The organism is Mesorhizobium sp. CA12, from assembly GCF_020165255.1.
Taxonomy (GTDB): domain Bacteria; phylum Pseudomonadota; class Alphaproteobacteria; order Rhizobiales; family Rhizobiaceae; genus Mesorhizobium.
This window is the reverse complement of the sequence record NZ_JAIUHT010000002.1, coordinates 19,466-43,303: the sequence shown is the minus strand read 5'-3', so window position 1 is coordinate 43,303 and position 23,838 is coordinate 19,466. Positions and strand designations below refer to the sequence as shown.

25 protein-coding genes and 1 pseudogene are annotated in these 23,838 nt (G+C 63.4%); 13 read left to right on the top strand and 13 right to left on the bottom strand.

Going from position 1 to position 23,838, the window contains the following annotated elements; genetic code table 11:
- Nucleotides 1-124: 124 nt before the first annotated feature.
- Nucleotides 125-832, bottom strand: coding sequence for an LssY C-terminal domain-containing protein (locus LB520_RS04345; RefSeq protein WP_224636575.1), 708 nt, complete (start codon nucleotides 830-832; stop codon nucleotides 125-127).
- A gap of 141 nt (nucleotides 833-973) precedes the next feature.
- Here LB520_RS04345 and LB520_RS04340 point away from each other — a divergent pair, with 141 nt between their 5' ends.
- The gene (locus tag LB520_RS04340) at nucleotides 974-1,657 is read left to right on the top strand and encodes a gamma-glutamylcyclotransferase (RefSeq protein ID WP_224636574.1); all 684 of its coding nucleotides are present in this window, start codon (nucleotides 974-976) and stop codon (nucleotides 1,655-1,657) included.
- Nucleotides 1,658-1,663: 6 nt separating this feature from the next.
- Here LB520_RS04340 and LB520_RS04335 read toward each other — a convergent pair whose 3' ends face one another.
- The 3 genes from LB520_RS04335 to LB520_RS04325 all read right to left on the bottom strand — a co-directional run bounded on the left by LB520_RS04335 (nucleotide 1,664) and on the right by LB520_RS04325 (nucleotide 4,178).
- Nucleotides 1,664-2,494 (bottom strand): extensin family protein, encoded by an 831-nt coding sequence (locus tag LB520_RS04335; RefSeq protein WP_224636573.1) that lies wholly within the window; start codon nucleotides 2,492-2,494, stop codon nucleotides 1,664-1,666.
- A gap of 136 nt (nucleotides 2,495-2,630) precedes the next feature.
- Nucleotides 2,631-3,620: an extensin family protein gene (locus tag LB520_RS04330; protein WP_224636572.1), complete on the bottom strand. Its 990-nt coding sequence runs from the start codon at nucleotides 3,618-3,620 to the stop codon at nucleotides 2,631-2,633.
- A gap of 132 nt (nucleotides 3,621-3,752) precedes the next feature.
- A complete protein-coding gene (locus LB520_RS04325) occupies nucleotides 3,753-4,178 on the bottom strand; it encodes a DUF3775 domain-containing protein (RefSeq protein ID WP_095766571.1) in 426 nt (141 codons plus the stop codon).
- 178 nt (nucleotides 4,179-4,356) lie between these two features.
- On the opposite strand from LB520_RS04325, the gene LB520_RS04320 reads away from it, so the two are divergent.
- Together LB520_RS04320 and greA are read left to right on the top strand one after the other, a co-directional pair.
- Nucleotides 4,357-4,893: a tetratricopeptide repeat protein gene (locus LB520_RS04320; RefSeq protein ID WP_095766572.1), complete on the top strand. Its 537-nt coding sequence runs from the start codon at nucleotides 4,357-4,359 to the stop codon at nucleotides 4,891-4,893.
- A 259-nt stretch (nucleotides 4,894-5,152) separates the two neighbouring features.
- The gene (gene greA / locus LB520_RS04315) at nucleotides 5,153-5,626 is read left to right on the top strand and encodes a transcription elongation factor GreA (RefSeq protein ID WP_027168132.1); all 474 of its coding nucleotides are present in this window, start codon (nucleotides 5,153-5,155) and stop codon (nucleotides 5,624-5,626) included.
- Between the two features lie 140 nt (nucleotides 5,627-5,766).
- Here greA and waaC read toward each other — a convergent pair whose 3' ends face one another.
- From waaC to rfaD, 3 genes are read right to left on the bottom strand one after another with little or no spacing between them, the layout of a single operon-like run.
- Entirely contained in the window at nucleotides 5,767-6,741 is a 975-nt protein-coding gene (waaC, locus tag LB520_RS04310; protein WP_224636570.1) for a lipopolysaccharide heptosyltransferase I, read from the bottom strand.
- Nucleotides 6,738-7,745, bottom strand: coding sequence for a lipopolysaccharide heptosyltransferase II (waaF, locus tag LB520_RS04305; protein WP_224636569.1), 1,008 nt, complete (start codon nucleotides 7,743-7,745; stop codon nucleotides 6,738-6,740). Before waaF ends, waaC begins: the two co-directional genes overlap by 4 nt.
- On the bottom strand, nucleotides 7,718-8,668 hold the full coding sequence (gene rfaD / locus LB520_RS04300; RefSeq protein ID WP_224636567.1) for an ADP-glyceromanno-heptose 6-epimerase: 951 nt from the start codon (nucleotides 8,666-8,668) through the stop codon (nucleotides 7,718-7,720). Before rfaD ends, waaF begins: the two co-directional genes overlap by 28 nt.
- A 141-nt stretch (nucleotides 8,669-8,809) precedes the next feature.
- Between rfaD and LB520_RS04295 the strand changes: the two genes are divergently transcribed.
- The 6 genes from LB520_RS04295 (at nucleotide 8,810) to LB520_RS04270 (ending at nucleotide 12,954) form a co-directional block, all read left to right on the top strand.
- Complete coding sequence (locus LB520_RS04295; RefSeq protein WP_217575619.1) at nucleotides 8,810-9,046, top strand: type II toxin-antitoxin system Phd/YefM family antitoxin; 237 nt, start codon at nucleotides 8,810-8,812, stop codon at nucleotides 9,044-9,046.
- Nucleotides 9,039-9,452 (top strand): hypothetical protein, encoded by a 414-nt coding sequence (locus LB520_RS04290; RefSeq protein WP_224636565.1) that lies wholly within the window; start codon nucleotides 9,039-9,041, stop codon nucleotides 9,450-9,452. The genes LB520_RS04295 and LB520_RS04290 overlap by 8 nt, the downstream gene beginning before the upstream one ends.
- 30 nt (nucleotides 9,453-9,482) lie before the next feature.
- Nucleotides 9,483-10,115: a LysE family translocator gene (locus tag LB520_RS04285; protein ID WP_224636863.1), complete on the top strand. Its 633-nt coding sequence runs from the start codon at nucleotides 9,483-9,485 to the stop codon at nucleotides 10,113-10,115.
- A gap of 152 nt (nucleotides 10,116-10,267) precedes the next feature.
- A complete protein-coding gene (gene rfaE1 / locus LB520_RS04280) occupies nucleotides 10,268-11,752 on the top strand; it encodes a D-glycero-beta-D-manno-heptose-7-phosphate kinase (RefSeq protein WP_224636564.1) in 1,485 nt (494 codons plus the stop codon).
- Nucleotides 11,753-11,759: 7 nt separating this feature from the next.
- Complete coding sequence (locus LB520_RS04275; RefSeq protein ID WP_224636563.1) at nucleotides 11,760-12,332, top strand: SIS domain-containing protein; 573 nt, start codon at nucleotides 11,760-11,762, stop codon at nucleotides 12,330-12,332.
- Nucleotides 12,325-12,954 carry an HAD family hydrolase gene (locus LB520_RS04270; RefSeq protein WP_224636562.1) on the top strand — a complete coding sequence of 210 codons (630 nt, stop codon included), beginning with the start codon at nucleotides 12,325-12,327 and terminating at the stop codon, nucleotides 12,952-12,954. The genes LB520_RS04275 and LB520_RS04270 overlap by 8 nt, the downstream gene beginning before the upstream one ends.
- Nucleotides 12,955-13,023: 69 nt before the next feature.
- Here LB520_RS04270 and LB520_RS04265 read toward each other — a convergent pair whose 3' ends face one another.
- The gene (locus tag LB520_RS04265; protein ID WP_040989590.1) at nucleotides 13,024-13,500 is read right to left on the bottom strand and encodes an Lrp/AsnC family transcriptional regulator; all 477 of its coding nucleotides are present in this window, start codon (nucleotides 13,498-13,500) and stop codon (nucleotides 13,024-13,026) included.
- A 278-nt stretch (nucleotides 13,501-13,778) separates the two neighbouring features.
- Between LB520_RS04265 and trxB the strand changes: the two genes are divergently transcribed.
- Nucleotides 13,779-14,753 carry a thioredoxin-disulfide reductase gene (trxB, locus tag LB520_RS04260; RefSeq protein ID WP_224636561.1) on the top strand — a complete coding sequence of 325 codons (975 nt, stop codon included), beginning with the start codon at nucleotides 13,779-13,781 and terminating at the stop codon, nucleotides 14,751-14,753.
- A 71-nt stretch (nucleotides 14,754-14,824) separates the two neighbouring features.
- Complete coding sequence (locus tag LB520_RS04255; RefSeq protein ID WP_095766582.1) at nucleotides 14,825-15,721, top strand: LysR family transcriptional regulator; 897 nt, start codon at nucleotides 14,825-14,827, stop codon at nucleotides 15,719-15,721.
- Between the two features lie 147 nt (nucleotides 15,722-15,868).
- On the opposite strand, the gene LB520_RS04250 is transcribed toward LB520_RS04255, so the two are convergent.
- The 3 genes from LB520_RS04250 to LB520_RS04240 all read right to left on the bottom strand — a co-directional run bounded on the left by LB520_RS04250 (nucleotide 15,869) and on the right by LB520_RS04240 (nucleotide 20,401).
- Nucleotides 15,869-16,366: a methyltransferase family protein gene (locus tag LB520_RS04250; RefSeq protein WP_224626898.1), complete on the bottom strand. Its 498-nt coding sequence runs from the start codon at nucleotides 16,364-16,366 to the stop codon at nucleotides 15,869-15,871.
- Between the two features lie 784 nt (nucleotides 16,367-17,150).
- Nucleotides 17,151-19,199, bottom strand: a complete 2,049-nt coding sequence (locus tag LB520_RS04245; RefSeq protein ID WP_224636560.1) for an elongation factor G — start codon at nucleotides 19,197-19,199, stop codon at nucleotides 17,151-17,153.
- A 344-nt stretch (nucleotides 19,200-19,543) separates the two neighbouring features.
- Nucleotides 19,544-20,401, bottom strand: coding sequence for an alpha/beta fold hydrolase (locus tag LB520_RS04240; RefSeq protein WP_224636559.1), 858 nt, complete (start codon nucleotides 20,399-20,401; stop codon nucleotides 19,544-19,546).
- A 150-nt stretch (nucleotides 20,402-20,551) separates the two neighbouring features.
- Here LB520_RS04240 and LB520_RS04235 point away from each other — a divergent pair, with 150 nt between their 5' ends.
- Nucleotides 20,552-21,103, top strand: coding sequence for a methyltransferase family protein (locus LB520_RS04235; RefSeq protein ID WP_224531322.1), 552 nt, complete (start codon nucleotides 20,552-20,554; stop codon nucleotides 21,101-21,103).
- Here LB520_RS04235 and LB520_RS04230 read toward each other — a convergent pair.
- Together LB520_RS04230 and LB520_RS04225 are read right to left on the bottom strand one after the other, a co-directional pair.
- A pseudogene (locus LB520_RS04230) lies at nucleotides 21,058-21,483 on the bottom strand (aminotransferase class I/II-fold pyridoxal phosphate-dependent enzyme); the annotation flags it as partial. The gene LB520_RS04235 and the pseudogene LB520_RS04230 sit on opposite strands and share 46 nt — an antisense overlap.
- A gap of 101 nt (nucleotides 21,484-21,584) precedes the next feature.
- On the bottom strand, nucleotides 21,585-23,114 hold the full coding sequence (locus LB520_RS04225) for a putative bifunctional diguanylate cyclase/phosphodiesterase (RefSeq protein WP_224636558.1): 1,530 nt from the start codon (nucleotides 23,112-23,114) through the stop codon (nucleotides 21,585-21,587).
- A 298-nt stretch (nucleotides 23,115-23,412) separates the two neighbouring features.
- Here LB520_RS04225 and LB520_RS04220 point away from each other — a divergent pair, with 298 nt between their 5' ends.
- Nucleotides 23,413-23,808, top strand: coding sequence for a cupin domain-containing protein (locus LB520_RS04220; RefSeq protein ID WP_224604625.1), 396 nt, complete (start codon nucleotides 23,413-23,415; stop codon nucleotides 23,806-23,808).
- Nucleotides 23,809-23,838: the final 30 nt, after the last annotated feature.

The following is a 23,838-nucleotide window of genomic DNA, read 5'->3' as shown; positions in this document are numbered from 1 at the left end:
TATTTTTGGAACATGACAGGCGCGCTGTTCAGGCGGCATCCCAAAGCGGCGCCGAAAAATGCCCGACAAGCGCGTCGACCACCACGCGCACCTTCGGCGTCAGCGCGCGCGTGACGGTGCGCCGTCACTGCTGCGTCTTCAGAACGCCGATAATGGCCATGCCGTCGGTGAAATAGGGGTCGCCGCCGCCATTGCGTCCGGCCTTGGTGGCGCCGATCCCGGGTATCTCGCTGGTGGAGGCCAGCAGGTCGGCAGCCTTCAGATCGCCGATCAGGAAGTCGCGCTCCGCATCGATGTCGGGGCCGATATGGTGGGTGACGGCGCCGGTATCGTGGCTGAGGCCGACGCCGCGGTCGAAGCTCGCGGCGCCCAGCCAGAGCGGGCGGCCGTCGTCGCCCACCGTGTCCGTCTGCCAGAAGCGGACGTGGTGGCGCCGGTCGGCGCTGTCGCCGACCGGCTTCTCGAAGGCCAGGTCCTGGGCTCGGCCCTCGAACAGAAGGCGGCTCATCGGCGCATCGGGGTAGGGGCGGGAAAACAAGACGCTTTCGCCGATGTCGATCGCGGTCTGCAGCGTCACGGCATCGGCAGTGTCCCAGCCCGCGACCGCGAAGGCGTGGACAACTTCCTTCTCGGTGCCGACAAGGCCGACATTGATCGGGTCGCCGGGAATGCCCTGCGGCGTATGCGTCACCATCTCGAAGGGCCGGGTGCGGAAGCCGCGCTCCCGCCAGGTCCAGAATTCCGGCGCGGCGAGATAGGCGAGCATCACGTAGAAGGCGCAGAAAGCCGCGATCCAGATCACCGCGCGTCGTCTCAAACTTCTGTGGCTCATGAACGCCGCTCGATCCCGTGTGGCATGTGTTGCGCGACAATCACGGGAAATCAATGGCCAGCGATCTGGAGACCGTCTACCATCGATTATCGCTTGACCGGGGTGCAGCGAATGGAACCGACAAAGACAGGCCGCGGGAAAATGGCGCTGACTGCCGAGCTTGTCGCGAGGGTCGAGCGCATGGAGCCGGATCCCGGTCCCGAGCCCGGAACAAGCGAGCATAGCGACGCTGAATTTGACGGTCTGGCCGAACAGCTGCTTGCGCAATATCGGCCTGAGACGCTTTGGGTCTTTGCCTATGGCTCGCTGATCTGGAATCCAGAATTCATCTATGAAGAGCAGCGTCAGGCGACGGCACTGGGTTGGCACCGCTCATTTTGCCTGAAGCTGACACGCTGGCGCGGAACGCGTGAATTGCCGGCGCTGATGCTGGCGCTCGACCGGGGAGGCAGCTGCAACGGCATCGCCTATCGGCTGCCGGCGGAGGACCATCAGGGGCAGATCGTCCAACTGCTTCGTCGCGAAATAGATGCGAACCCGCCGACCAACGTGCCATGCTGGATCAAGCTCCGGACCAGGGACGGGCCATTGCGTGCGCTGGCTTTTGTCGCCGCGCCCGAGGGCAGGGCTTATGCCGGCAGGCTGGCGTTGGAGCAGGTTGCGCACACGCTGGCGCGCGCCGCCGGGCATTGGGGCTCCTCGGCGCAATATCTTTTCCGGACGGTCGCCAAGCTGGAGGAAAGCGGGATCCGCGACAGAAATCTTTGGCATATCCAGGATCTGGTCGCCCGGCAGATCATCGCTGCCACCGAAGCCCAAGGCTAATCTAGACTAGCGGCAGGCGCGGTAACCGCTTTTGCGGTTCTTGATGTCGAAATGGAAATGGTTGCGGTGGTCGTAATTGTAGCCGGGGCCGAGCACCGTGGTGAAATACTCGCAACCGTCGGCGCGCACATTGTTGAGGAAGCCGCGCGTGCGGAAGGCGAACAGGCCGGGCTTGCGGACGTCGATGTCGTCGCCATTGTTGAGCTCGATGCTCATGACGTCGAGGGCGTTGCCCTTGCCGTGCTCGGACAGCACGCCTTCGCCGGCGATGTTGCGGCAGGAATAGCTGGAACCCTGGTGGATCGCCTTGACGCCGGAGAAATAGCGCCAGCGGGCAGCCGGCTGCAGCTCGTTCTTCGTCCAGGCGGCAAAGGTTGCGGCCATGTTGCAGGTCAGCGTCGCCGCGGGCGTCATGGCGACGTTGCCGATGGCCGAGACTTTTACCGGATAATCGATGCCGCACCGGCCCTCATGGATCGGCTGGACGTCCTGAAAGACGACTCCCATCCGCCTCAGCTCGTTGCGGCAGTCGATCTCGCTGGCCGGCATCTGCTCGAGAGGCGACATCGGCTCGTCCATGCGCGGATAGGCGGCCTGCGTCATATAGGGGTTGGACGGAACAAGACGCTGCATGCCGGAATATTGCGGCGCATCGGGCTGCGGCACGGCTGCCGTCTGGCTGCCGACATCGACGGCCGGCTGCAGCGCAAAGACGTCGCCGGTCGTGCAGGCCGATATCGCCGCCATGGCGACGCCCGCGGCCAGCCCGGCGATCGTGATGCGCGCACGCTTGCTCCGTCGCGCCGCTGCCAGCATAGCGCCAAGTCTTCGAGCCATTGAAAGGCGTCCTTGTCCCCGAATGGCACAAGGTTAACCGCCAACAGTAAAGGAAAGATCAGCGCCGGCATTCACGCATGGGGCGGAATTGCGGCGCTGTGCTTGGCTTGGCACGGGCAAGACTTCCGGAATTCACCTATTGGCAGAAGGTTCCGCCGTGGCGGCGCGGTTCCAGGTCCAGATGGAAATGCAGCGCGTGGTCGGGATCGGCGCCTGGTCCGAGCACCGTCTTGAACGGCCCGCAGGCAGCCTTGCGCACCGCGTCGAGGAATTTTGCGTCCTTCTCAGGCGGCGCCGGCCCGACCTCGATCTTCCTCCCGTCCGACAAGGTGAAGCTGGCGATGTCGAGCGCGTTGCCGAAGGCGTGTTCGGACAGTTTGCGGGTTCCGTTGCGCGGGCGGCAGACAAAGGCCGAGCCCTGGTCGATCGACTTCAAATCGGCGCCGAGCTCGGCCTTTGCCGTGGGTTGGACGATTTCGGCCATGAAGCGTGCCGCCGCCTCGGCCATCTGGCAGTTGAGCTCGGTGCCGGGACTGATGCCGATGGACTTGCCGAGCGTTTTCAGAATTATCGGATAGGGGATCGAGCAGCCGATTTCCGCATCGTGCTCGGCCTTGTGCTCCTCGAACTCGACGCCCAGAGCCTTCAGCCGCTCGCGGCACGCGGTTTCTTCCGCCGGCATCGTTTCGGCCGGCATGTCGGCCGAGCGCGGATCGGGAAGCATCTTTTCCTCGCCCGGCGGTTCGGGTTTCTCCGCTGGCTGCGGCGCGGTTTCCGGCGGCTCCGGCTCCAGTTCGGTGGGCTTCTGCGGGGGCGTCGGCACAACATCCGGCGTCTGCGGCTCGGCTTCCGTCCGCGGCGCGGATTGAGCGCTCTTCGAACGCGGCGGACGGGCGTCCCATTTCGAATGCGATTTCTGCTGGTTGAGGAAGTCGTCGCTGCCGTCCGCGCGCGGCTTGCCTTGCCCCGACTTCTCAGTGCCGTTCTCCAGGTCTTGCGGACGCGACCCTGGAACCGGGGTCGCCGGCGGCGTTTCCGGAGCCGGAGCGGCGCTCTGGCTGGCCGGCGGCAGATGTCTTTTATGCCGATGATGATGCTTGGCTATGGCCGGCGTAACCAGCAACATCGCAGCCGCCACAGGCAGCGCCAATCTGCAAAGTCGTGAAAGGCTCAGCGTTGCCATCGCCCGGAAACGGCGGTCGCGGTGCGAAGTTGCCTGTATCGGCTGCCTTGCCGATCACAATCGGTTACCGGCGCGTTACGCGCCGATGGCTTCAAGGCCTTCCTCCAGCCAGTCGGCAAGCATCGGCAGCCCGAGCAGATATTTGGCCACGCGCTTCCTGGGGCGCTCCCTGGCGGCGGCCACCGCGTCCGTCCATTCGGATGCCTCATAGTCACCGCGCCCGACCCAGGCGAGCGCGATGAGCTCGGCCGCTTCGTCGATATTGAGATCGTTGATCAGCTCGCGCAATTCTTCCCCGGTCAGGTCTTCCGAGGCTTCCTCGACAAGGCCGTCATGATGGTGGCTGTCATGCGTGTCGCCGTCGAACTCGACCTCGTGCTCAGCGCCGTCATCATAGTCCTCGTTGACGGCAGCACTCAGCGCCTTCGCCTTGAGGATGAACAGGCGCACCGTGTCCGGATCGATCGAAAGTTCCCACTCCTTCTCGAGGCGCTGCTGCACGGTCCTTCTCCACGTGATGCGCTTGGTCCGATGATAGCGGAATTAAAGCGCGCGTCACGTCCGCAGCTATCGGCTTCTGTCCGGCCCGTTCAAAATAGTTCGGTAGTCGCCCGCATTTCGGGATGAAACCGCGCCAAGGCGGCGTTAATCTGGCATTGTCACACTCACGGAGGCTTCGATGCGCAGACGTTTGCTTGTTCAGGTCATGGCTATTGCGGCGCTGCCGCTGTTCGTTGCGCCGGCTTTTGCGGCTGGTGAAGGCGGCAGCAGCGGTGGCCAGACGACCACCACCTGCAAGAAGGGCGAGGTCTGGGACAAGAAGAAGAACAAATGCGTAAAGCCGCAATATGGCATGCTGGACGACGACAGCATCTACGAGGCCGGTCACGATCTGGCGATGGCCGGACGCTATGACGAAGCGATCTCGGTGCTGACGCTCGCCGCCAACAAGCAGGATCCGCGCATCCTCAATTATCTCGGCTATTCGCACCGCCATTCGGGCCGCGTCACGGTCGGTCTCGGCTATTACGAGGAAGCGCTGCGGATCGACCCGAATTACACGCTGGTGCGCGAATATCTCGGCGAGGCGCATCTGCAGATCGGCGATCTCGCCGGCGCACAGCAGCAGCTCCAGGAGATCGAAAAGCGGACCGGCAAGGGCTCGCGCGAATACGGCATGCTGTCCGAGCAGATCGATCATTTCCTGAGGAGCTGAACAGGGCTCGAAGCCTCTCGAACCGGCTGCGGGCAATCGCAGCCGGTTTTTTATTGCTCGCCGTCAGCCCGGACCCGCGAAAGCGGTGATCATTTTGCCGAACTTCAATTTTGGGCGTGAAAAGCGCGCAAAGATCGCTATATTCAGGGAAATTGTGGTGAGACGGTTCCGTTAGCCCGAGGCTGCCGGACCGTTTTCTTTTTGTACCTATTGACAAGGTCCCTCCCGAAAACGGGGGTGGCGGCAGAAAGGTCAGGCTATGATCAAGGTCCCGATGACAGGCGAGGGGTTCGCGTCATTGAAGGAAGAACTTCGCTGGCGCCAGCAGGAGGAACGTCCTCGTATCATCGAGGCGATTTCCGAAGCGCGTTCGCATGGCGACCTGTCCGAAAATGCCGAATATCACGCGGCCAAGGAGTCGCAGAGCCACAATGAAGGCCGCATCAACGAGCTCGAGGATCTGATCGCGCGGGCCGAAGTTATCGACGTCTCCAAGCTCAGCGGCGACAAGGTCAAGTTCGGCGCGACCGTCGTGCTCGTCGACGAGGATACCGAGGAAAAGAAGACCTATCAGATCGTCGGCGACCAGGAGGCGGACGTGAAGTCGGGCCGCATCTCGATTTCATCGCCGATCGCGCGTGCGCTGATCGGCAAGGAAGTCGGCGATGCCATCGAGGTCAATGCTCCGGGCGGCGCCCGAGGCTACGAGATTGTCCAGGTGCAGTTTATCTGAGGACCTTTTGATAATTCTACTCTGGCGGCCGACTAGCGTAGTTTTCTGCGCTTCCGGTGCTCACGTACTTTAAGTACGCTCCGCTCCGGTTCTCGAAAGCCACGCTATTCGACTCACCAGAGCGAATTCTGAAAAGGTCCTCACGCTGGCGCGTTTGATCTGAGCGCCAGCAGGCGCTCAACCTCAGCCATCACCTCGGCCGGCGTCACTCTGCCGCCCGCAGGCGCAAGCAAGGTCGATGCGAAAGGCCCGCGCGGGCCGGTGAGACCGGGTTCCGTCGCCAGGAAGATGGCGACCGTCGGCCGGCCGAAGGCGCTGGCGAGGTGGGTGAGGCCGGTGTCGGCGCCGATGACCAGCGCCGCGCGGCCAAGGATCGCGGCGACATCCGCGAGCGGCGATTTCGCAACCACCACCGTCCCTGGCACCGCAGTGGCAACGGCTTCCGCCACATTCTTTTCCGCCTCATTGGACCAAGTGACCACTGGTGTGAACTGCCGGTCGGTCAGTCGGCGCGCGGTTTCGATCCAGTCCTCGACCGGCCATTTCTTGTCCTCGCGGCTGGTGCCGTGCAGCAGGAAGGCGGCTCTGCCTTCGATGCCAGGCAGGTTGCCCGCCGGCGGCACGATGCCTGAGCGAAGCGTCGACAGGTCGGGCTGATAGCCAAGCGCCAGCCCGAACAGCCGTCTGGTGCGCTCGATGGCGTGCAGGTCGCGCGGCACCCCATATCTGTGTCGATAAAACAGCGTCGCCGACGGCTCGCGGGCGCTCGCCCGATCAAAGCCAGCAATCGGCGCGCCGGCCTGGATCGCGACCAGGGCCGATTTCAATAAGCCCTGCGCATCGATGACCAGATCGTAGCGGGAGGCGCGGAGCGCTCCGCGCAGTCCGGTCATCTCGCGCCACGTGGCTCCATCGAGAAGCCGCTTGCGCCAGCGCCGGACCGCCACCTTGTGAATGGTGCCGATCGCCGGATGCAGAGCCACGATACCGGCAAACGGCTCCTCCACGCACCAATCGAAATCTATATCGGGGCGATTGCGCACCGCGTCCTCGATGGCGGGAAAAGTGTGGATGACATCGCCCATTGACGATGTCTTGACGATCAGCACCTTCATGCCGCTGCCGGAACCTTCAGCAAGCGGTCGGCCGCGGCGGTGACGCGCGCGACGTCGAGCGTGTTCAGGCAGTTGAGATGGCCAAGCGGGCAGACCTTCTTGTGGCAGGGCGAGCAGGACAGATGCAGCCAGATCAGCTCGGAGCGCTCGCTGAGAGGCGGCGTGTTATCCGGTGAGGTCGAACCGTAGACGGCAACGATCGGCGTGCCGACGGCGGCGGCGACATGCATCAGCCCGCTGTCGTTCGAGACCGCAAGCTTTGCCGCTGCGATCAGGTCGATGGCGTCCTCCAGCCGCGTCTTGCCGGCAAGGTCGATTGCGCCTGGCGCAAGGGCTGCAATCTCGCCGGTCACATCGGCATCGTTCTTCGAGCCGAGCAGCGCGACGCTCAAACCCTTGGCCATCATGTCCCGGGCCAGCCCAGCATAGCGATCGCTCGGCCAGCGTTTTGCCGGGCCGAATTCGGCGCCGGGCATGAGCGCCACGAATTTCTTCCCGGTCAGCCCGAGGCGCGCCAGCAGATCGGCCTGATTGGCCTTGTCGACGGTAAGACGCGGCGCGCGAAAAGTGCCGCCGCGCGCGAGGCCGAAATAGGCGCGTGCGGTGCGCCGTTTCAGCGCTTCCGGCAGCGGCACGACATCCGTCAGCAGGCCGTAGCGCATTTCGCGCAGATTGCCGACGCGATGTGGGATGCGGGCGAAGAACGGGATCAGCGCCGATTTCCAGCTCCCCGGCAGCACATAGGCCATGTCGTAGCGGCCGCGCAGCAGGCGGCCGAAGCGCCTGCGGCTGCGGAACTCGAGCGCTCCCGGCATCAAAGGAAAGTCGATCTGGCTGCGTATCTCAGGCATGCGCTTGACCAGCGGGGCCGCCCAGGCCGGCGCCAGCACATCGATGGCCGCGTTCGGATGTTTTTCCTTCAGCGCCGCAAACAGGCACTGCGCCATGACCATGTCGCCCACCCAGCGTGGGCCGATCACGAGGATCGTTGGGCCTTCAGCCATTCGACATAGTCCCTGACGCCGGTTTCGACTGTGCGGAATTGGCCATTGTAGCCGGCCGCGCGCAAGCGGGACATATCAGCCTGCGTGAAACTCTGGTAGCTGCCCTTGAGATGGTCGGGGAAGGGGATGAATTCAATCTCGCCCTTGCCCAGGGTGTCGATCACCGTCTCGGCAATCGCCCGGAACGGCTGGGCGCGGCCGGTGCCGCAATTGAAGATGCCGCTCGCGCCGCGCTTCCACAGCCACAGATTGACGTCGGCCACATCGCCGACATGAATGAAGTCGCGGCTCTGCTCGCCGGGTCCGAAGTCGCCATAGGCGCCGAACAGCTTCGGGTTTTCGCCACGCTCGACCTGGTTGAACAGATGGAAGGCGACCGAGGCCATGGCGCCCTTATGCGCCTCGCGCGGCCCATAGACATTGAAATAGCGCAGGCCCGCCACTTGCGAATGATCGGTATCGAAGACGTTGCGGCGGACGTAGTCGTCGAACAACTTCTTCGAATAGGCATAGACGTTGAGCGGCCGCTCGAAGTCTGGCTCCTCGCGAAACTCGCTGCCGCCGCCATAGACCGAAGCCGACGAGGCGTAGAGGAAGGGCACGCGCAGCTTCAGGCAGGCATGCAGCAGCCGTTTCGAATAGGCGTAGTTCACCTCCATCATGAACTTGCCGTTCCACTCTGTGGTGGTCGAGCAGGCGCCTTGATGGAAGACGGCTTCGATGCGACCGAGCGCGCCGTCCTCGAGCCGGGCGAGAAAATCGTCCTTGTCGAAATAGTCGGCGATGCGAAGGTCGGCAAGGTTGGCGATCTTGTGGCCGTCGGTGAGATCGTCGACGACGACGATGTCGTCATGGCCCTCGGCATTGAGAGCGGCGACGATGTTGGAGCCGATCATGCCGGCGCCGCCCGTGACGATGATCATGATGGCCTCTGCTGCTTGCGATTCCGGCTCTTATAGGGGAGGCCAGTCGGGCTGTCGACAAAGCAGGCATCGTCCCGTCTTAGGTCGTTGAGCTTGTCTATTTCGTCTGTTTTGCCTATTTTGTACAAGATGGAGGACTTCATGAAGCAATACCCGTCTACTGATCTGAAACAAAATCTCGGTGACGTGCTTGCGGCCGCGAGCCAGCAGCCTGTCTCCATTACCCGTCACAACAAGCCGAGATATGTCCTAATGAGCATCGAGGCCTACGAGGCTCGCTTTGCCAACGACAGCCGTCGCGCTTACGCTGCCAAGGATGCTCCGTCAGACCATGTCGAGATGCTTGAGGAGTACGCTGCGGAGTTGGATCGTGATTAAGCCGGTTGCCGCCGACGTCTGGCGATATCCATATCTTTGGTATCGGCAGCATGGAGACGGCGAGACCGAAGGCCGCAAGAGACGGCCCGTTGCCTTCGTGGCCGTCCTTCCCGGGAAAGCCGGCGGCACGAACCTCTTCATCCTCGCAATCACCTCTACGCAACCGGGTCGCGATCGTGTTGCCGTTTCCGTTCCGGAAATCGAACGCCGCCGCGCCGGCCTTGACCCTATTCCTCTTTGGGTCATAGTCGACGAATACAATCACGATATCCTGGAATCGTCAGCCTATTTCGAGCCGGGCGCGCGCATCGGCGCGTTCAGTCCGTCATTCCACAAGAAAGTCATGGCTGCTTTCATTACGGTTGTCCGCAAAGGTCAATCCAAAGCCATCCCGCGTGCGGACTGAACAGGCTGCGACCGGATCATGAGGGACAAGATGCCGTCGACCGAACTGCTCATCGCTTTTTTCGCCACCACCGCGGTCTTCGCCTATATCCCTGGCCCCGCCATGCTCTACGCCGCTGCGCAGACAATGGCGCGCGGGCGCTGGTCTGGGCTGACGGCGGCACTCGGTATCCATCTCGGCGGCTATGTGCATGTCTTCGCGGCCGCTGCCGGCCTGTCCGTCCTGTTTCACACCGTGCCGCCGCTGTACCTGGCGGTCAAGCTGATCGGCGCGCTTTATCTGGTCTGGCTCGGCGTTGCCATGTTCCGCAAACGGGCGGACGGCGATATGGCTCTGCCCGCCATCGAGCGGAAATCGGTCCGGCGCGCCTTTTTCGAAAGCATCACCGTCGAGGTGCTCAATCCGAAGACGGCGATCTTCTTCATGGCGTTCCTGCCGCAATTCATCGATGCTTCGGCGGCGTTTCCGGTCTGGCTGCAGTTCGTCGTGCTTGGAACCATCGTCAACCTGATGTTCTCCTCCGCCGACGTCATGTGCGTATTCCTTGCCGGCGCGATGATAGCGCGGCTGCGGCGTTCGGGACGCGCGCAGCGCCTGATGCAGCGAGCGGGCGGCGCCGTGCTGGTCGGCCTCGGCGTCCACGTCGCCCTGCAGAGGAGCTGATTGCCAACCCGGCTCCGGCTAAGGTCCGCGCCGGGCTGCCGTTGCGCTCGCCCGAATTGCGGTATATCGGCATCGCTTTGAACAGCCCGCGCCACAATTCCGGCGCTGAAACCTAATCAAGTCCGGCCGTCTTCAGGCATAGCTCGAGCGAGATGATCAAGCACCATCTGCCTTCTCCGGAACCTTTGCATCGCACCATCGCCCGGTTCGGCGACGTCACCGTGCTGGTGGTGGGCGATTTCATCCTGGACCGTTTCGTCAGCGGGGTGATCGAGCGCATCTCGCCGGAAGCCCCGATCCCGGTGCTGCATGGCAAGGGCGAGGCGTTGAACATCGGCGGCGCCGGCAATGTCGTCTCCAACATCGTTTCGTTGGGCGCGGCCGCCATTCCCGTTTCGGTGATCGGTGCCGACCAGGCCGGCGACAATCTGATGCGCATGCTGGGCGAGATCGGCGTCGATACCGACGGGCTCCTGCAGCGCCAGGACCGCATGACCTCGTCGAAGAGCCGTTTCAGCGCGCTCAACCAGCAGGTGCTGCGGTTTGACGAGGAAGAGATCAAGCCGCTCGCCGGGGCCGAGCGGGCGAAGCTCATCGATCATTTCCAGGCGGCGCTTGGCCGCGCCGACATCGTCATCCTCTCCGATTACGGCAAGGGCATCCTGCTCGACGGCGTCGCCGGCGAGCTGATCGCGATCTGCCGAGATGCCGGCAAGCCGGTGCTGGTCGATCCGAAGGGACGCGACTATGCGCGCTATGCCGGCGCCACGGCTGTGACGCCGAACCGCAAGGAGCTTGGCGAGGCGGTCGGGCGCAAGGTCTTCGGCGATGACGAGATCGTGGCGGCGGCGCGCGACCTGATCGCCACGCATGATTTCGAGTTCATCGTCGCCACGCGCAGCGAGAAGGGCATGAGCGTGGTCTCCGCCGAGGACGCCCGCCACATCTCCACCCAGGCGCGCGAAGTCTTCGACGTCTCCGGTGCCGGCGATACAGTCATCGCGAGTTTCGCGCTGTCGCTCGCCGCCGGCGCCGACCGGGTGCATGCCGCGGTCATCGCCAACGCGGCCGGCGGCGTCGTGGTCGGCAAGCGCGGCACGGCGCGGCTCAACGTCGAGGAGCTATCCGGCGCGCTGTTCCGCTCGCACGGGCCGACCGGCCATCAGGACGCCATCCTCGATTTCAATGCCGCGGCCAGGATGGTCGCTGCCTGGAAGGAAGAGGGGCTGACCGTCGGCTTCACCAATGGCTGCTTCGACATCCTGCATGCCGGCCATGTCAGCCTGCTGCATGCCGCGCGCAGCCAGTGCGACCGGCTGGTGCTCGGTCTCAACAGCGACGCCTCGGTGCACCGGCTGAAAGGGCCGGGGCGCCCGGTCAACAACCAGCATGACCGCGCCTGCGTGCTAGCGGCACTTGCCTCTGTCGATGCGGTCGTCGTCTTCGAGGAGGACACGCCGCTGAAGCTGATCGAGGCGCTCCTGCCGGACATTCTGGTCAAGGGCGCGGATTACACGGTGGAGACCGTGGTCGGCGCCGATGTCGTGCAGAAGGCGGGCGGGCGCGTGGTGCTGGTCGATCTCGTCGCCGGCAAGAGCACGACGAACACGATCGGCAAGCTGCGTGCCGCAAACTGAGGATCTCATGTCAGATTTGAACGACTACCTGGTCCGCTCCGCGGCGGCGATATCGGCGATGGTCGAGCGCGACCTCACCGACGAGATGGAACGCGCGGTGAGCACCGTGGTGACGGCGCTGTCGCAAGGCAAGGCGCTGCTGATCTGCGGCAATGGCGGCTCGGCCAGCGACGCCATCCACATCGCCGGCGAGCTGGTCGGCCGCTTCCTGAAGGAGCGCAAGGCCTATAACGTCATCGCGCTGCCGGCCAACGCCGCGGTGCTGACCGCCTGGGGCAATGATTACGGCTTCGACACCGTGTTCTCGCGCCAGGTCGAGGCGCATGGATCGGAAGGCGCGGTGCTGCTCGCCATTTCCACCAGCGGCAATTCGCCAAGCATCCTTGCCGCCGCCGAGCAGGCGCGGGCGATGGACATGACGGTTATCAGCCTGACCGGCGAGACCGGCGGCAAGCTCAAGCAGCTGACCGATATCCTGCTCAACGTGCCGTCGACCTCGACGCCGATCATTCAGCAGGGGCATCTGTGCCTCTATCACCATCTGTGCGAGGCGGTTGAAGCGCGTCTCAGCAATGGATGAGAGCGAAGGCTTTCCGCTGGCCGCGCCGGGCCTGTGGGTCGAGCGGACCACCGCCACGAGCTTTCCGGCCGGCCGGCCGGCCCTGTTCCTCGATCGTGACGGCACCATCAATGTCGATACCGGCTATCCAGACGATCCGGCGACCATGGTGCTGCGCGATGGCATCGCGCCGGTCATCGAGGCCGCGAACGTGCACGGTATTCCGGCCATTGTCGTCAGCAACCAGTCCGGCATCGCGCGCGGCTATTTCGGCTGGGACGCGTTCGCGCGGGTCAATGGGCGCGTGCTCGAGCTGCTGGCTCAGAAAAATGCCTTCGTCGACATGGTGCTTGCCTGCGCCTACCACGAAGCCGGTTCAGGTCCTCTCGCCATTACCGATCACCCGATGCGCAAGCCCAATCCGGGCATGCTGCTGGAGGCGGGCCGCCGCCTCGGCCTCGACCTAAAGCGATCGCTGATCGTCGGCGACAAGCCGGCCGACATGGAAGCCGGCCAGCGCGCCGGCCTCATGCGTGGCTGGCTCGTCGACGGCGAAGCCTCGACGACAGGCGGGTTTTCGGTTTCGCCGTTGCGCGGCGCTCACCACGTTGAGGAGCTGCTTACCGCGATACGGTCGCTCTGATCGCGGATTGATTCAAAACCTGGCGCTAAGCCCTTTGTTTGCGCAGGAGAATTTCCGGAAGCCGGCACATTAAGTTGGAAAAGCGACAAGCCCTTCGTCTTTGACCCGGCGGATCGTCAAAGCGGTGCGTACCGTGTCCACATTCGGGGCCGAGGCCAGTTCCTCGATGACGAAGGTCTGGAAGGTGCCGAGGTCGCTCGCCACGCAGTGCAGCAGGAAATCGGATTCGCCCGAAACCATCCAGGCATCGCGCACGATCGGCCAGCCGCGCGTGCGTTCGGCGAAGGTCTTCAGCTCGGCATCGGCCTGATGATGCAGGCCGATCAGGCAGAAGGCGACGACATCCATGCCGAGCGCCGGCGCGTTCAGCAGCGCGCGGTAACCGCGGATGATGCCGGCCTCTTCCAGCCGCCTGACACGGCGCAGGCAGGGCGGCGCCGAAATGCCGACCCGGTTGGACAATTCGACATTGGTCATGCGGCCGTCACCCTGCAGTTCGCGCAGGATCTTCCAGTCGATGGCATCGAGGTCGGCTTTGAGCGGCATGGACGGCTTTCGCGCAAGAATCTTTCGCGATTTTGTAATTTGGTTTCGCCTGGGAGGCCATCCCTTTACGATGATTTTCTCCTTCTTTTGATGCATGCGATGATGCCAGAGCCGCGCATATCTCCGGGCGGCATGCATCGGTGAGGGCGGCGATATGGCCCTATATACGGGGAACGAAGCTTTCCGGGGACGAAAGCCAACTTGCCTTGCTGGTCTCACGGGCAACACTTACATTAAGCCCAACAAAACCACGGCTTCGCGCCGCAGGGGACTTTTTCATGAACACCAAACATGCGCCCGTTCTCATCATCGGTTCCGGCCCGGCCGGCTACACGGCGGCGGTCTATGCCGCGCGCGCCATGCTGCAGCCGATGCTGGTCGCCGGCCTGCAGCAGGGCGGCCAATTGATGATCACCACCGACGTGGAAAACTATCCGGGCTTCGCCGATCCGATCCAGGGTCCGTGGCTGATGGAGCAGATGCTCAAGCAGGCCGAGCATGTCGGCACCGACATCATCAACGACATCATCACCGAGGTCGATCTCAATGTGCGGCCGTTCCGCGCCACCGGCGATTCCGGCACCGTCTACACCGCGGACGCCTTGATCATCGCCACGGGCGCGCAGGCGAAGTGGCTGGGCATCCCGTCGGAGCAGACCTTCATGGGCTTCGGCGTTTCGGCCTGCGCCACCTGCGACGGCTTCTTCTATCGCGGCAAGGACGTCGCGGTGGTGGGCGGCGGCAATTCGGCGGTCGAGGAAGCGCTCTATCTGTCGAACCTCGCCAAGAGCGTCACCGTCATCCACCGGCGCGGCGATTTCCGCGCCGAGCGCATCCTGCGCGAGCGGCTGCTCAAGAAGGACAATGTCCGCGTCATCTGGGACACGGTCGTCGACGAGATCACCGGACGGCCAGGCAAGGCGCCGCTGCCGCCCTCGGTCGAGGGCCTGACGCTGCGCAACGTCGTGACCGGCCAGGAATCGAAGCTGCCGGTCGACGGCGTGTTCGTCGCCATCGGCCATGCGCCGGCGGTCGAGCTCTTCGCGGGCAAGCTGAAGCAGAAGCCGAACGGCTATCTGTGGACGGCGCCCGATTCCACCCGCACCGACGTGCCCGGCGTGTTCGCCGCCGGCGACGTCACCGACGACGTCTACCGCCAGGCGGTGACGGCGGCCGGGCTTGGCTGCATGGCCGCGCTCGAGGCGGAAAAATATCTGGCGGGCATCGAGGTTCACCGCGAAGCGGCGGAATGACAATCGGCTGAAAAGAGCCGTTTAAAAGCCTGATTTTTCATTCAGACGCCAAAGGCAACGCGAGGGGAATCATGGCGCTGGACTGGGACAAGCTACGCGTATTTCACGCAGCGGCGGAGGCTGGGTCGTTCACCCATGCTGCCGAGACGCTGCATCTGTCGCAATCGGCTATCTCGCGGCAGGTCAGCGCGCTGGAGCATGACGTCGGCGTTGCACTGTTCCACCGCCATGCGCGCGGCCTGGTGCTGACCGAGCAGGGCGAGATGCTGTTCCGCACGGCGCATGACGTGCTGATGAAGCTGGAAACCATCAAGACGCGGCTCACAGAGACCAAGGATCGGCCGTCGGGCGTGCTCAGGGTGACGACCACGGTCGGCCTGGGCGCCGGCTGGCTGACCGAGCGCGTGCAGGAATTCATTGAGCTCTATCCCGAGATCAGCCTGCAGCTGATCCTGGCCAATGAGGAGCTCGATCTCACCATGCGCCAGGCCGATTGCGCGATCCGGCTGCGCCAGCCACAGCAGCCCGACCTTATCCAGCGCCGGCTGTTCACGGTGCATTTCCACCTCTATGCGGCGCCGTCCTATATCGCCAAGTTCGGCAGGCCGGCCTCGATCGCCGAGCTCAGGAACCACCGCATCGTCACTTTCGGCCTGCCGGTGCCCTCGCATCTGTCGGAGCTGAACTGGCTGGAGACGGTCGGCGATTTCGAGGGCGGGCAGCGGGTGCCGACGCTGCAGATCAACGACATCCTGTCGATCAAGCGGGCAGTGCAGGGCGGCGCCGGCATCGCCATGCTGCCGGACTATGTGATCAACAAGGACACGAACCTGGTGCAGCTGCTGCCGGAGACCGAGGTGCCGTCCTTCGACACCTATTTCGCCTATCCCGACGCGATGAAGAACCAGGCGAAGCTGCACGTGTTTCGCGACTTTATCATCGCCAAGGCGCGCAGCTGGTCTTACTGAATATTCAGGTGAGGCCGGGCCTGCGAACGGCAGGCTCCTGCGCTTCCGGTACTCACGTACTGAAGTACGCTCCGTTCCGGTTCTCGGAGCCTACCGTTCTCGACTCGGCCTGACCTGAATATCGGCACCCCTCTCGGAAAGGGCGGCTTATCCGCGCCAGGGTTTCAGGCGCGGCAGCCAGCCGGGCACGGCGCGGCGGTAGACCTCGTATTCTTCGCCGTAGCGGTTGGCGAGCGTTGGCTCTTCATAGAGCTTGACGAACGAGATCATCGCCGCCGCGGCGATGAGGCCGTAGACCAGCACCGCCCAACTCGAAAAGATCAGCGCCTGGCCAAGGATGATCGACAACACCGCCACATACATGGGATTGCGCACATGGCGGTAGACGCCGCCTACGACCAGTTTCTCGGTCGGAGCCACGGGAGCGGGCGTGCCCAGGCCCTCGAGGGCAAAGCGGGCGAAGGCATGAAGCAGGATGGCGGCCGCTCCGATCACAAGAATCGAGCCCACAGCCACGAAGCCCGGCAGGGCCGACAGAGGTTTGCGATAATGGTCGGTCAGCAGCCACGGCGCCAAGCCGGCGACGACGCCCGGCGCTGCGACCAGGAACAGCGCGCTGCCGGCGATTGCTGAAAAAGTTCGCATCATCGGTCTCCTGCCGTAAAAATAAACTCGGCCTGCCGAAATCGACATCATTTCGCCGACTCGCATATTTCTGAGCAAAATCGGCTCGGTTTGCTTTTAAGCAGTCGCTTTAGCGCCGGAAACGCGTCGGAATCGGCGACTTTTCTGGTCCTATGGCTTCGAGGAACAGGTTGGACCACAGCCTGCGTCTTTTTGCATGCGTGTGTTGCAAAATAGATGCTTGTTTCTTGGGCATGATGAGCACATATATAGTCACATCTCCGGGGCGCGTTCTCCTCCCATTAGCGCCCTCGAGTGTTCCCCTCTGGAGGTTAGCCTTAATCGGCACTTCCAATCAAACTCAGCCGGATCTTTATTGATCCGGCTTTTTTGTTGCCCGCATGCCTTCGAGCCGGCAAGAAAACGACTGAATCCACCGCGTAACAGTGACATGTAACATCGGGTAACATGTCGCAGACCCACTCTATCGTTTAAGTAGACGATAGGACGCGGTTGGTCGGTTCGGGAGATGGGGGCATCACTCGAAAGACCGGGCTCAGGCAAGCACCGCGTCCGAACCTTTTTACGGATGCGGCGGGCCAGCCGTTGCCTCCCAGGAGAACGGTCCGCAATAGGAACGGCGTCCGGATCATCCGGACGCCGCTTTCATATCTCCAACAGAAGCCTGCCAGCAGGTCGACCTGCTCGTGCGTTTCACCGTTTCACGGAAACGGCGAACCGCACTATCTCCTTGTTCTTTCGCAATTCCGGACGGAAAACCGCTCACACTTTTCCCGGAATTGCTCTAGGCCGCTTTGCCGTTGGCGTTCATCGCTTCGTCGGCCAGCCGGCCGGTGAGCTCGGCCATGTGATCGAAAGTGGCCTTGTAGCTGGCGACGCCGGCGGTCGCCGAGCGCAGCTCGATGATCAGATCGCCGATTTCGGCCTGCGGCATGGTCGCCTCGACGACGTCCCAGCCGGGCCAGTCGGGCCTTGCGTCATAGCCGAGGATCTGGCCGCGCCGCTGCGGGATCAGCGCGATGATCTTGGAGGTCGCGTCGGAGGGCGTGACGATCTCGACCTTCATGATCGGCTCAAGCAAGACCGGCGAACAGGCGGCCATGCCTTCCTTCATCGCGAGCTTCGCCGCCATCTGGAAGGCCATGTCGGAGGAATCGACCGCGTGGTAGGAACCATCCGACAGATTGACGGCGACATCGACGACCGGAAAGCCGAGCGGGCCTGTCTTCAGATAGTCGCGAATGCCGGTCTCCACCGATTGGATATAGGTTTTCGGCACCACGCCGCCGGTGATGGTGTCGGAGAACTGGAAGCCGGACCCGCGCGGCAGCGGCTTGATCTCGATCACCACGTCGCCGAACTGGCCGTGGCCGCCGGACTGCTTCTTGTGGCGGCCACGCTGTTGCGCCGATTTGCGGATCGTCTCCCGGTAAGGCACCGCCGGGGTATGGCCCTCGATCGGGATCTGGTTCTTGCCTTCGAGGCGCTCGCGCACCACGCGCAGATGCATCTCGCCGTGCCCAGACAGGACGGTCTCGGCGGAATCCTGGTTGTGGCGCAGGCTGAGCGATGGATCTTCCTCGGCAAGCCGCTGGATCGCCGCCGACATCTTGACCTCGTCCTTGCGCTCCTTGGGGCGAAGCGCGAAGGCGAAGACCGGCTGCGGCGGCTCCAGCGTGACCAATGGCCGGATGCCGCCCTTGGCCGAGCTCAGCGTCTGGCCGGTCTTGACGTTGTCGAGCTTGCCAAGCGCAACCGTGTCGCCCGCCTTGGCGGATGTCAGCTTCGACTGGTCCTTGCCGAGCATCCTGTAGATGCCGGAAACCTTCGCCGTGTCGCCGTTGGAAAGGAAGAGCTCGGCTGCGTCGGCCAGTTGGCCCGAGAGCACGCGCGACACCGAAAGCTTGCCGCCATGCGCGGTGTGAATGGTCTTCATCACCTGCACTACCGTCTGGCCGTCCGGCGCGCCAAGGCGCTTCCGCGTCGCCTCGACATCCGGCGCGTCATGGCGGATGGCTTTCAACAGGCGCAGCACGCCGTTGCCCTTCTCGGCCGTGCCGATCAGCACCGGCGTCACCGCGCCGGCGCGCAGATCGGCCGAGAGATCGTCGAAGATAGCGTCCTTCGGCGGCTCGATCTCCTCCAGCAATTGCTCCATCAGGTGATCGTCATGATCGGCGAGCGTCTCCAGCATGGAGAAACGGGCTTCCAGCTCGCGCGCCTTGTCGTCGTTCGGGATCTCGGCAACCTGGCTCTCGGCGTATTCGCGATAGATGTAGGCGCGTTCCAGCGCCAGATCGATCGAGCCGATGACGATGCCGTCCTTGCGCACCGGAATCTGGCGCAGCAGCAACGGTACCGTGCTTGCCGGCTGCAGCATCTTCAGCGTCTCGCGCACGCCCGCGACCGCCTTGTCGACCTTGTTGAGGAACAGGATGCGCGGAATGGCGAGATCGTCGAGCTTGCGCATGATGAGCTGCAGCGCCGGGATCTTCTTCTCATCGGCCTCGGCGACGACGACCGCGAGGTCGCAAGCGGCAAGCACGGGTTCGGCCTCGAAGGCGAATTCGATGGAGCCGGGACAGTCGACGAAAGTGATCTGCTCGCCCATGAAATCGGTGGTGGCGAAGGTCGCCTCGACGCTCATGCCGTGGGCGCGTGCCTCCGGCGAATGGTCGGAAACGGTGTTGCCCGATGAAACTGGTGACTGGCGGGGAATGGCGCCCGTGCGGGCGAGGATGGCTTCGAGAAGTGTCGTCTTACCGCTTGCGAAGGGACCGACTATGGCAATGCATTTCGGTCCCGTGCGTCGTCCTCCGGCGCGAGTACCCATGGCTGAACCTCCACTCAGGCGTTTCCCAAGAGAGCGATCAGCAAAAGTGGAAACCGGTTTGCGTCCGATCGCACCCTATGCAGAGCGGCGGCCGGCCTGTTCGGCCGTCGCGGGCGGGTTTTCACCTCTTCCCAAAACCATCGTCACACGGGTTTGTCGGGAGGGCAAGAAAAATAGGACGTTCGCCGGCTTGGGTTTCGTCAGGTCGCGATTTCCTGTTTGTCAGCCCGTGAGGGCAAGACCGCAGCCGCTAAAAGCCAAGCCGGCACCTGCCAATTGGGCCGCCGCGCCACCCATCGATGGTGGTGGTTCAGAAGCCGGAATCGGAAGATGTCGATAAAGGCTCAGCCGGCCTCGGTTCGGCGCACCGGCATGACTGCGCTCTGCTTCACTACATTCTCGGCAAAGCGTGACAGCAGCGGATTGAACAGGTCCGGCTTTTCCCAGAAAGGTGCATGGCCGGCGTCGGATATGACATGGCACCGTTCCCACAGCGAGGCGTAGGCCACTGTCTCGAAGTAGCTCAGCCGCACGAGCGGGTCATGCTCTCCATTGATCACCGCGACCGGGAACGGGGCATTCTCGACCACCTGCTTCTGGTCGGCGCCCTTGCCGGCAAACATGCCGAACGCCACGCCCGAGCGCAGCCTGCCGTCGGTGCGCCTTATGGCCTCGCGGAAAGACGGACTTGCGCTGCCGCCGAAGCAAAACGCCTCAAAGCGCTCGATGTCGCGTTCGGAGTAAACTTTCTTGGAGGTGAGCAGCATGTCCCAGTTGGCATGAAAGCCACGCAGCATGCCGAGCGGCCCCCTCGACACCGGCGGCGCCCCGGTCAACACCAGACCGTTCACCGCGTGATGGAAGCTGGCAAGTTCAATCGCTACATGGCCGCCAAGCGACCAGCCGAAGATGATGGCGTGGCCTATGTTGAGGGCATCGAGAAGGCGGGCTGTGGTCTGGGCGAGGCCGGTGATCGTATAGGTTGCGGCCGGGTCGCGAGCATCGGAGGAGTCGCCATGGCCGGGAAGGTCGAAAGCGATCAGCCGGTGGGCATCGGCGAGCGGACTGTCGAACTGACGCGCAAAGACGGCGCGCGAACTGCCCGAGCCGTGGATCATGACGATGGGCAGGCCGGAACCAGACGACTGGCTGAGGCGCAAATCAGCCTGCGGCGTACGGATTGTGCGGTCAGTGACGCTCATGCTGGATTAGATCCTCGGATGTGGCTGGTGGCCAACATCGCATCCGGGGCTCTATATCTTCTTTAAGCATGTGGTTAAGAGAGGGTTCCTGGAAATAAGCGGCCGGCGTGGCTACCGGCTGGATGGCAGCACCGGCGGAAAACCCCTACGATGGAACCACTCCTCGATCTTCTTGTCTCGATTTGCAGCATCGCGACCATTGGCCAATATGTCTGGTCGATGCGGGCGCATTTCCAATTGCAGGCCATGTTTCCAGGCGCCATGGTGATTTCGGCAGCGGTGATTGCTACGACTTTTTTCTTTCTCGCCATCCTGTGGATCCAATCGCAGCCGGTTCCGGCAAAGCTCGCCGGGCTCGCCGTCGAACTGGCAAGCTCTGCCCTCTTCTGGTGGGCGATCGTCACCTCGCGGAAGGCGCGGCTGCACTTCGCCTTCGCGCCCGATAATCCGCACAGCCTGCTGACCGGTGGCCCCTACCGCTACATCCGCCACCCTTTCTACTCGTCATACATCATCTTCTGGATTGGATGGGGGATCGCGACCTGGTCGATCTGGGCGGTGGTGCCGGTCGCCGGGATCGCCGTCCTCTATGTGGTTGCGGCGCTGGGCGAAGAAAAGAAGTTTTCGCGTACGCCATTGGCGGGCGATTACCAGGCCTATCGCGGTCGAGCCGGCCTGTTCTGGCCGCGGCTGGGGTGGTAGCCGACACAGGGCAGGGGTTCTCCCCAATGGAAGGATTGCCAGATGCCGCCGCAGATCGCCACCATTTCGGGATAGCTGACCCAATAGGGGCGCGGGATGACGACCTCGTCGCCCGGGTTCAGCGTCGCCATGAAGGCGTTGAACAGGATCTGCTTGCCGCCGGTGCCGACGATGGTCTGCTCCGGCCGGTAATCGAGATTGTTCTCTCGCTTGAATTTTTTCGCGATCGCCTCGCGCAGCGGCACGATGCCGGAAACCGGCGGATATTTCGTCTCGCCGCGGCGGATCGCCTCGATCGCCGCGTTCTTGATGTTGTCGGGCGTATCGAAGTCCGGCTCGCCGGCGCCGAGGCCGATCGCGTCACGGCCGGCATTTTTCAGGGTTTCACCTCTTCCCAAAACCATCGTCACACGGGTTTGTCGGAGGGCAAGAAAATAGGACGTTCGCCGGCTTGGGTTCAGCAGGCCGCTATTTTTGCTTGTCAGGCTGTGAGGGCGAGCGGTTCGCGGGCGGCGGCACATAACGCGCTTGCCTTGTCGCGCGGCGCCGGCCTGCCGAAGAAGTAGCCCTGGAAGCGGCTGCAGCCGGCCGTCCGGGCAAGCGCGAATTCCTCCGCGGTTTCGACGCCTTCCGCGACGATGGCGATGTCCTGGATGCGGGCGATCTGGGCAAGCGCAGACACGAAGATCTGCGCCACCTGGTCGTGGGCGAGGCTGCGGATGTAGGAGCGATCGATCTTGACGCTGTCGATGGGCAGCGACTTCAGGTAGTTGAAGCCGCAATGGCCGGTGCCGAAGTCGTCGAGGGCGATGTGGAAGCCGAGGCCGCGCAGTGCCTCGAGGCGCCTGAGAACCTCGGGCGTTGCGGCCGTCGCCACTGTCTCGGTGATCTCGATGATGAACTGCGACGCGGACCGGCCGGTCTCGCGCAGGACCCGGTCGCACATCGTCACGATCTCGTCGCGCTTCAGCTGCTCGCCGGAGACGTTGATCGAGATGCGCCGTCCGGGAAAATGCCCGATATCGGCGCAGGCCCGCTTGAAGACCCATTCGCCGATCATGTCGATCAGCGTCGAACGCTCGGCGATCGGGATGAATTCCGACGGCGAGATCAAGCTGCGCACGGGATGACGCCAGCGGATCAATCCTTCCAGCGCGTCGACCGAGCCGTCGGGATCGACGATCGGCTGGTAGTGCAGTTCCAATTCGCCGAGATAGATCGCAGCGCGCAGCTCGCGTTCGACCAGCCGGCGATAGCGTTTGTCAGACAGCATCTCGTCGTCGAAAACGGTGACGCGGCCGCGGCCGCCCGCCTTGCTCTCGTAGAGCGCGAGATCGGCCAGCAGCATCAATTCAGTGCCGTTCGAAGCGTGCAACGGCGCGAGCGCGACGCCCACCGAGATCGACAGGGGAATGATCTTGCCTTCATGTCTCTTGCCGGCCCGCATCGCATGCAGCAGCCGGCGGGCGTCGTTGCCGATACTGGCGACGTCGCCATGCGGAACCATGATGCCGAACTCGTCGCCGCCGAGCCGGCCGATGACGCCGTCCTCGAAGATGCGCTGCGCTTCCGCGACCAGATGCGCCAGCGCCAGATCGCCGAACTGATGGCCGAATGTATCGTTGAGCTGCTTGAAATGATCGAGGTCGATCAAAAGCAGGCTTGCCTGGCGGCGATTGCGCGAGCCGCTCAGCCAATCGCCCAACGCTTCGATGAAGTAGCGCCGGGTCATGGCGCCTGTCATGGCATCGACAGTGAGGAAGCGATGCTTCTCGGCCTCGGCGTCCGCCGCCGATTGCAGGCGCTGGACGACGTTCGAGCGCATATACATCAACACCAGAAGCGCCAATAAGGTCGAAGTCACCGAAACCGCGAGCGCGCCGGCGCGGGAGGCGTTCTCCGTCAGCGCGAAAGCCGCAAGCCCGGTGGTGGCGATGCTCATCACGAGCAACGCCTGGATGCCGCGATAGATACGGCCGCTGTGATCTTTGATTGTCGCCAAGATACTCATGTCCGCGCCCCCACAGCACGCGACATGGCTAGGACCTCAGCCGTTAAGAAACGCTGAGCTTGGCCGCTGCCTTGATCTATTCCTTTGCCGCTGAGTGGAGATCGCGATTTTATGGTTAAAAAGCAACTATTTGTGACGGTTCTCTGACATTCTAATGCTGCAATCCGCCCGCTGCACGAATGAGAAATCGAGGTTGCCGCCCGGCAACGGCTCAAAGCCAGTTGCAACGGTCTCCCGACGAGGTGAAACTACCGCGTGAGACGCCGGGCGGGGCGCTTTGTTCGAGAGGATCTGAACGATGAAGCTCATTGCGTGCGGCAGCGTGCCGACGATCATCGCGCCGGAGACATATTTCACCGGGCGGGTGCTGCAGACGCCGATCATCGAGAAAGAGGCGCCGGCGCGGCTGAGGGCGACGCTGGTCAGCTTCGAGCCCGGCGCGCGCACCCATTGGCACACGCATCCGCTTGGACAGACGCTCTATGTCACCGCCGGCGCCGGCCTGGCGCAAAGCTGGGGCGGCCCCGTGCAGGAGATCAGGGCAGGGGATGTCGTTTCCTTCGCGCCGGGCGAAAAGCACTGGCATGGCGCCGGCCGGAAAACCGCCATGACACACATCGCCATGCAGGAGGCGCTGGACGGCGTCCACGCCGACTGGCTGGAGCAGGTTTCCGACGAGCAATATGGCAGCTGATCGGCGTCCAAGAAAAACCCGGCGCGGCGC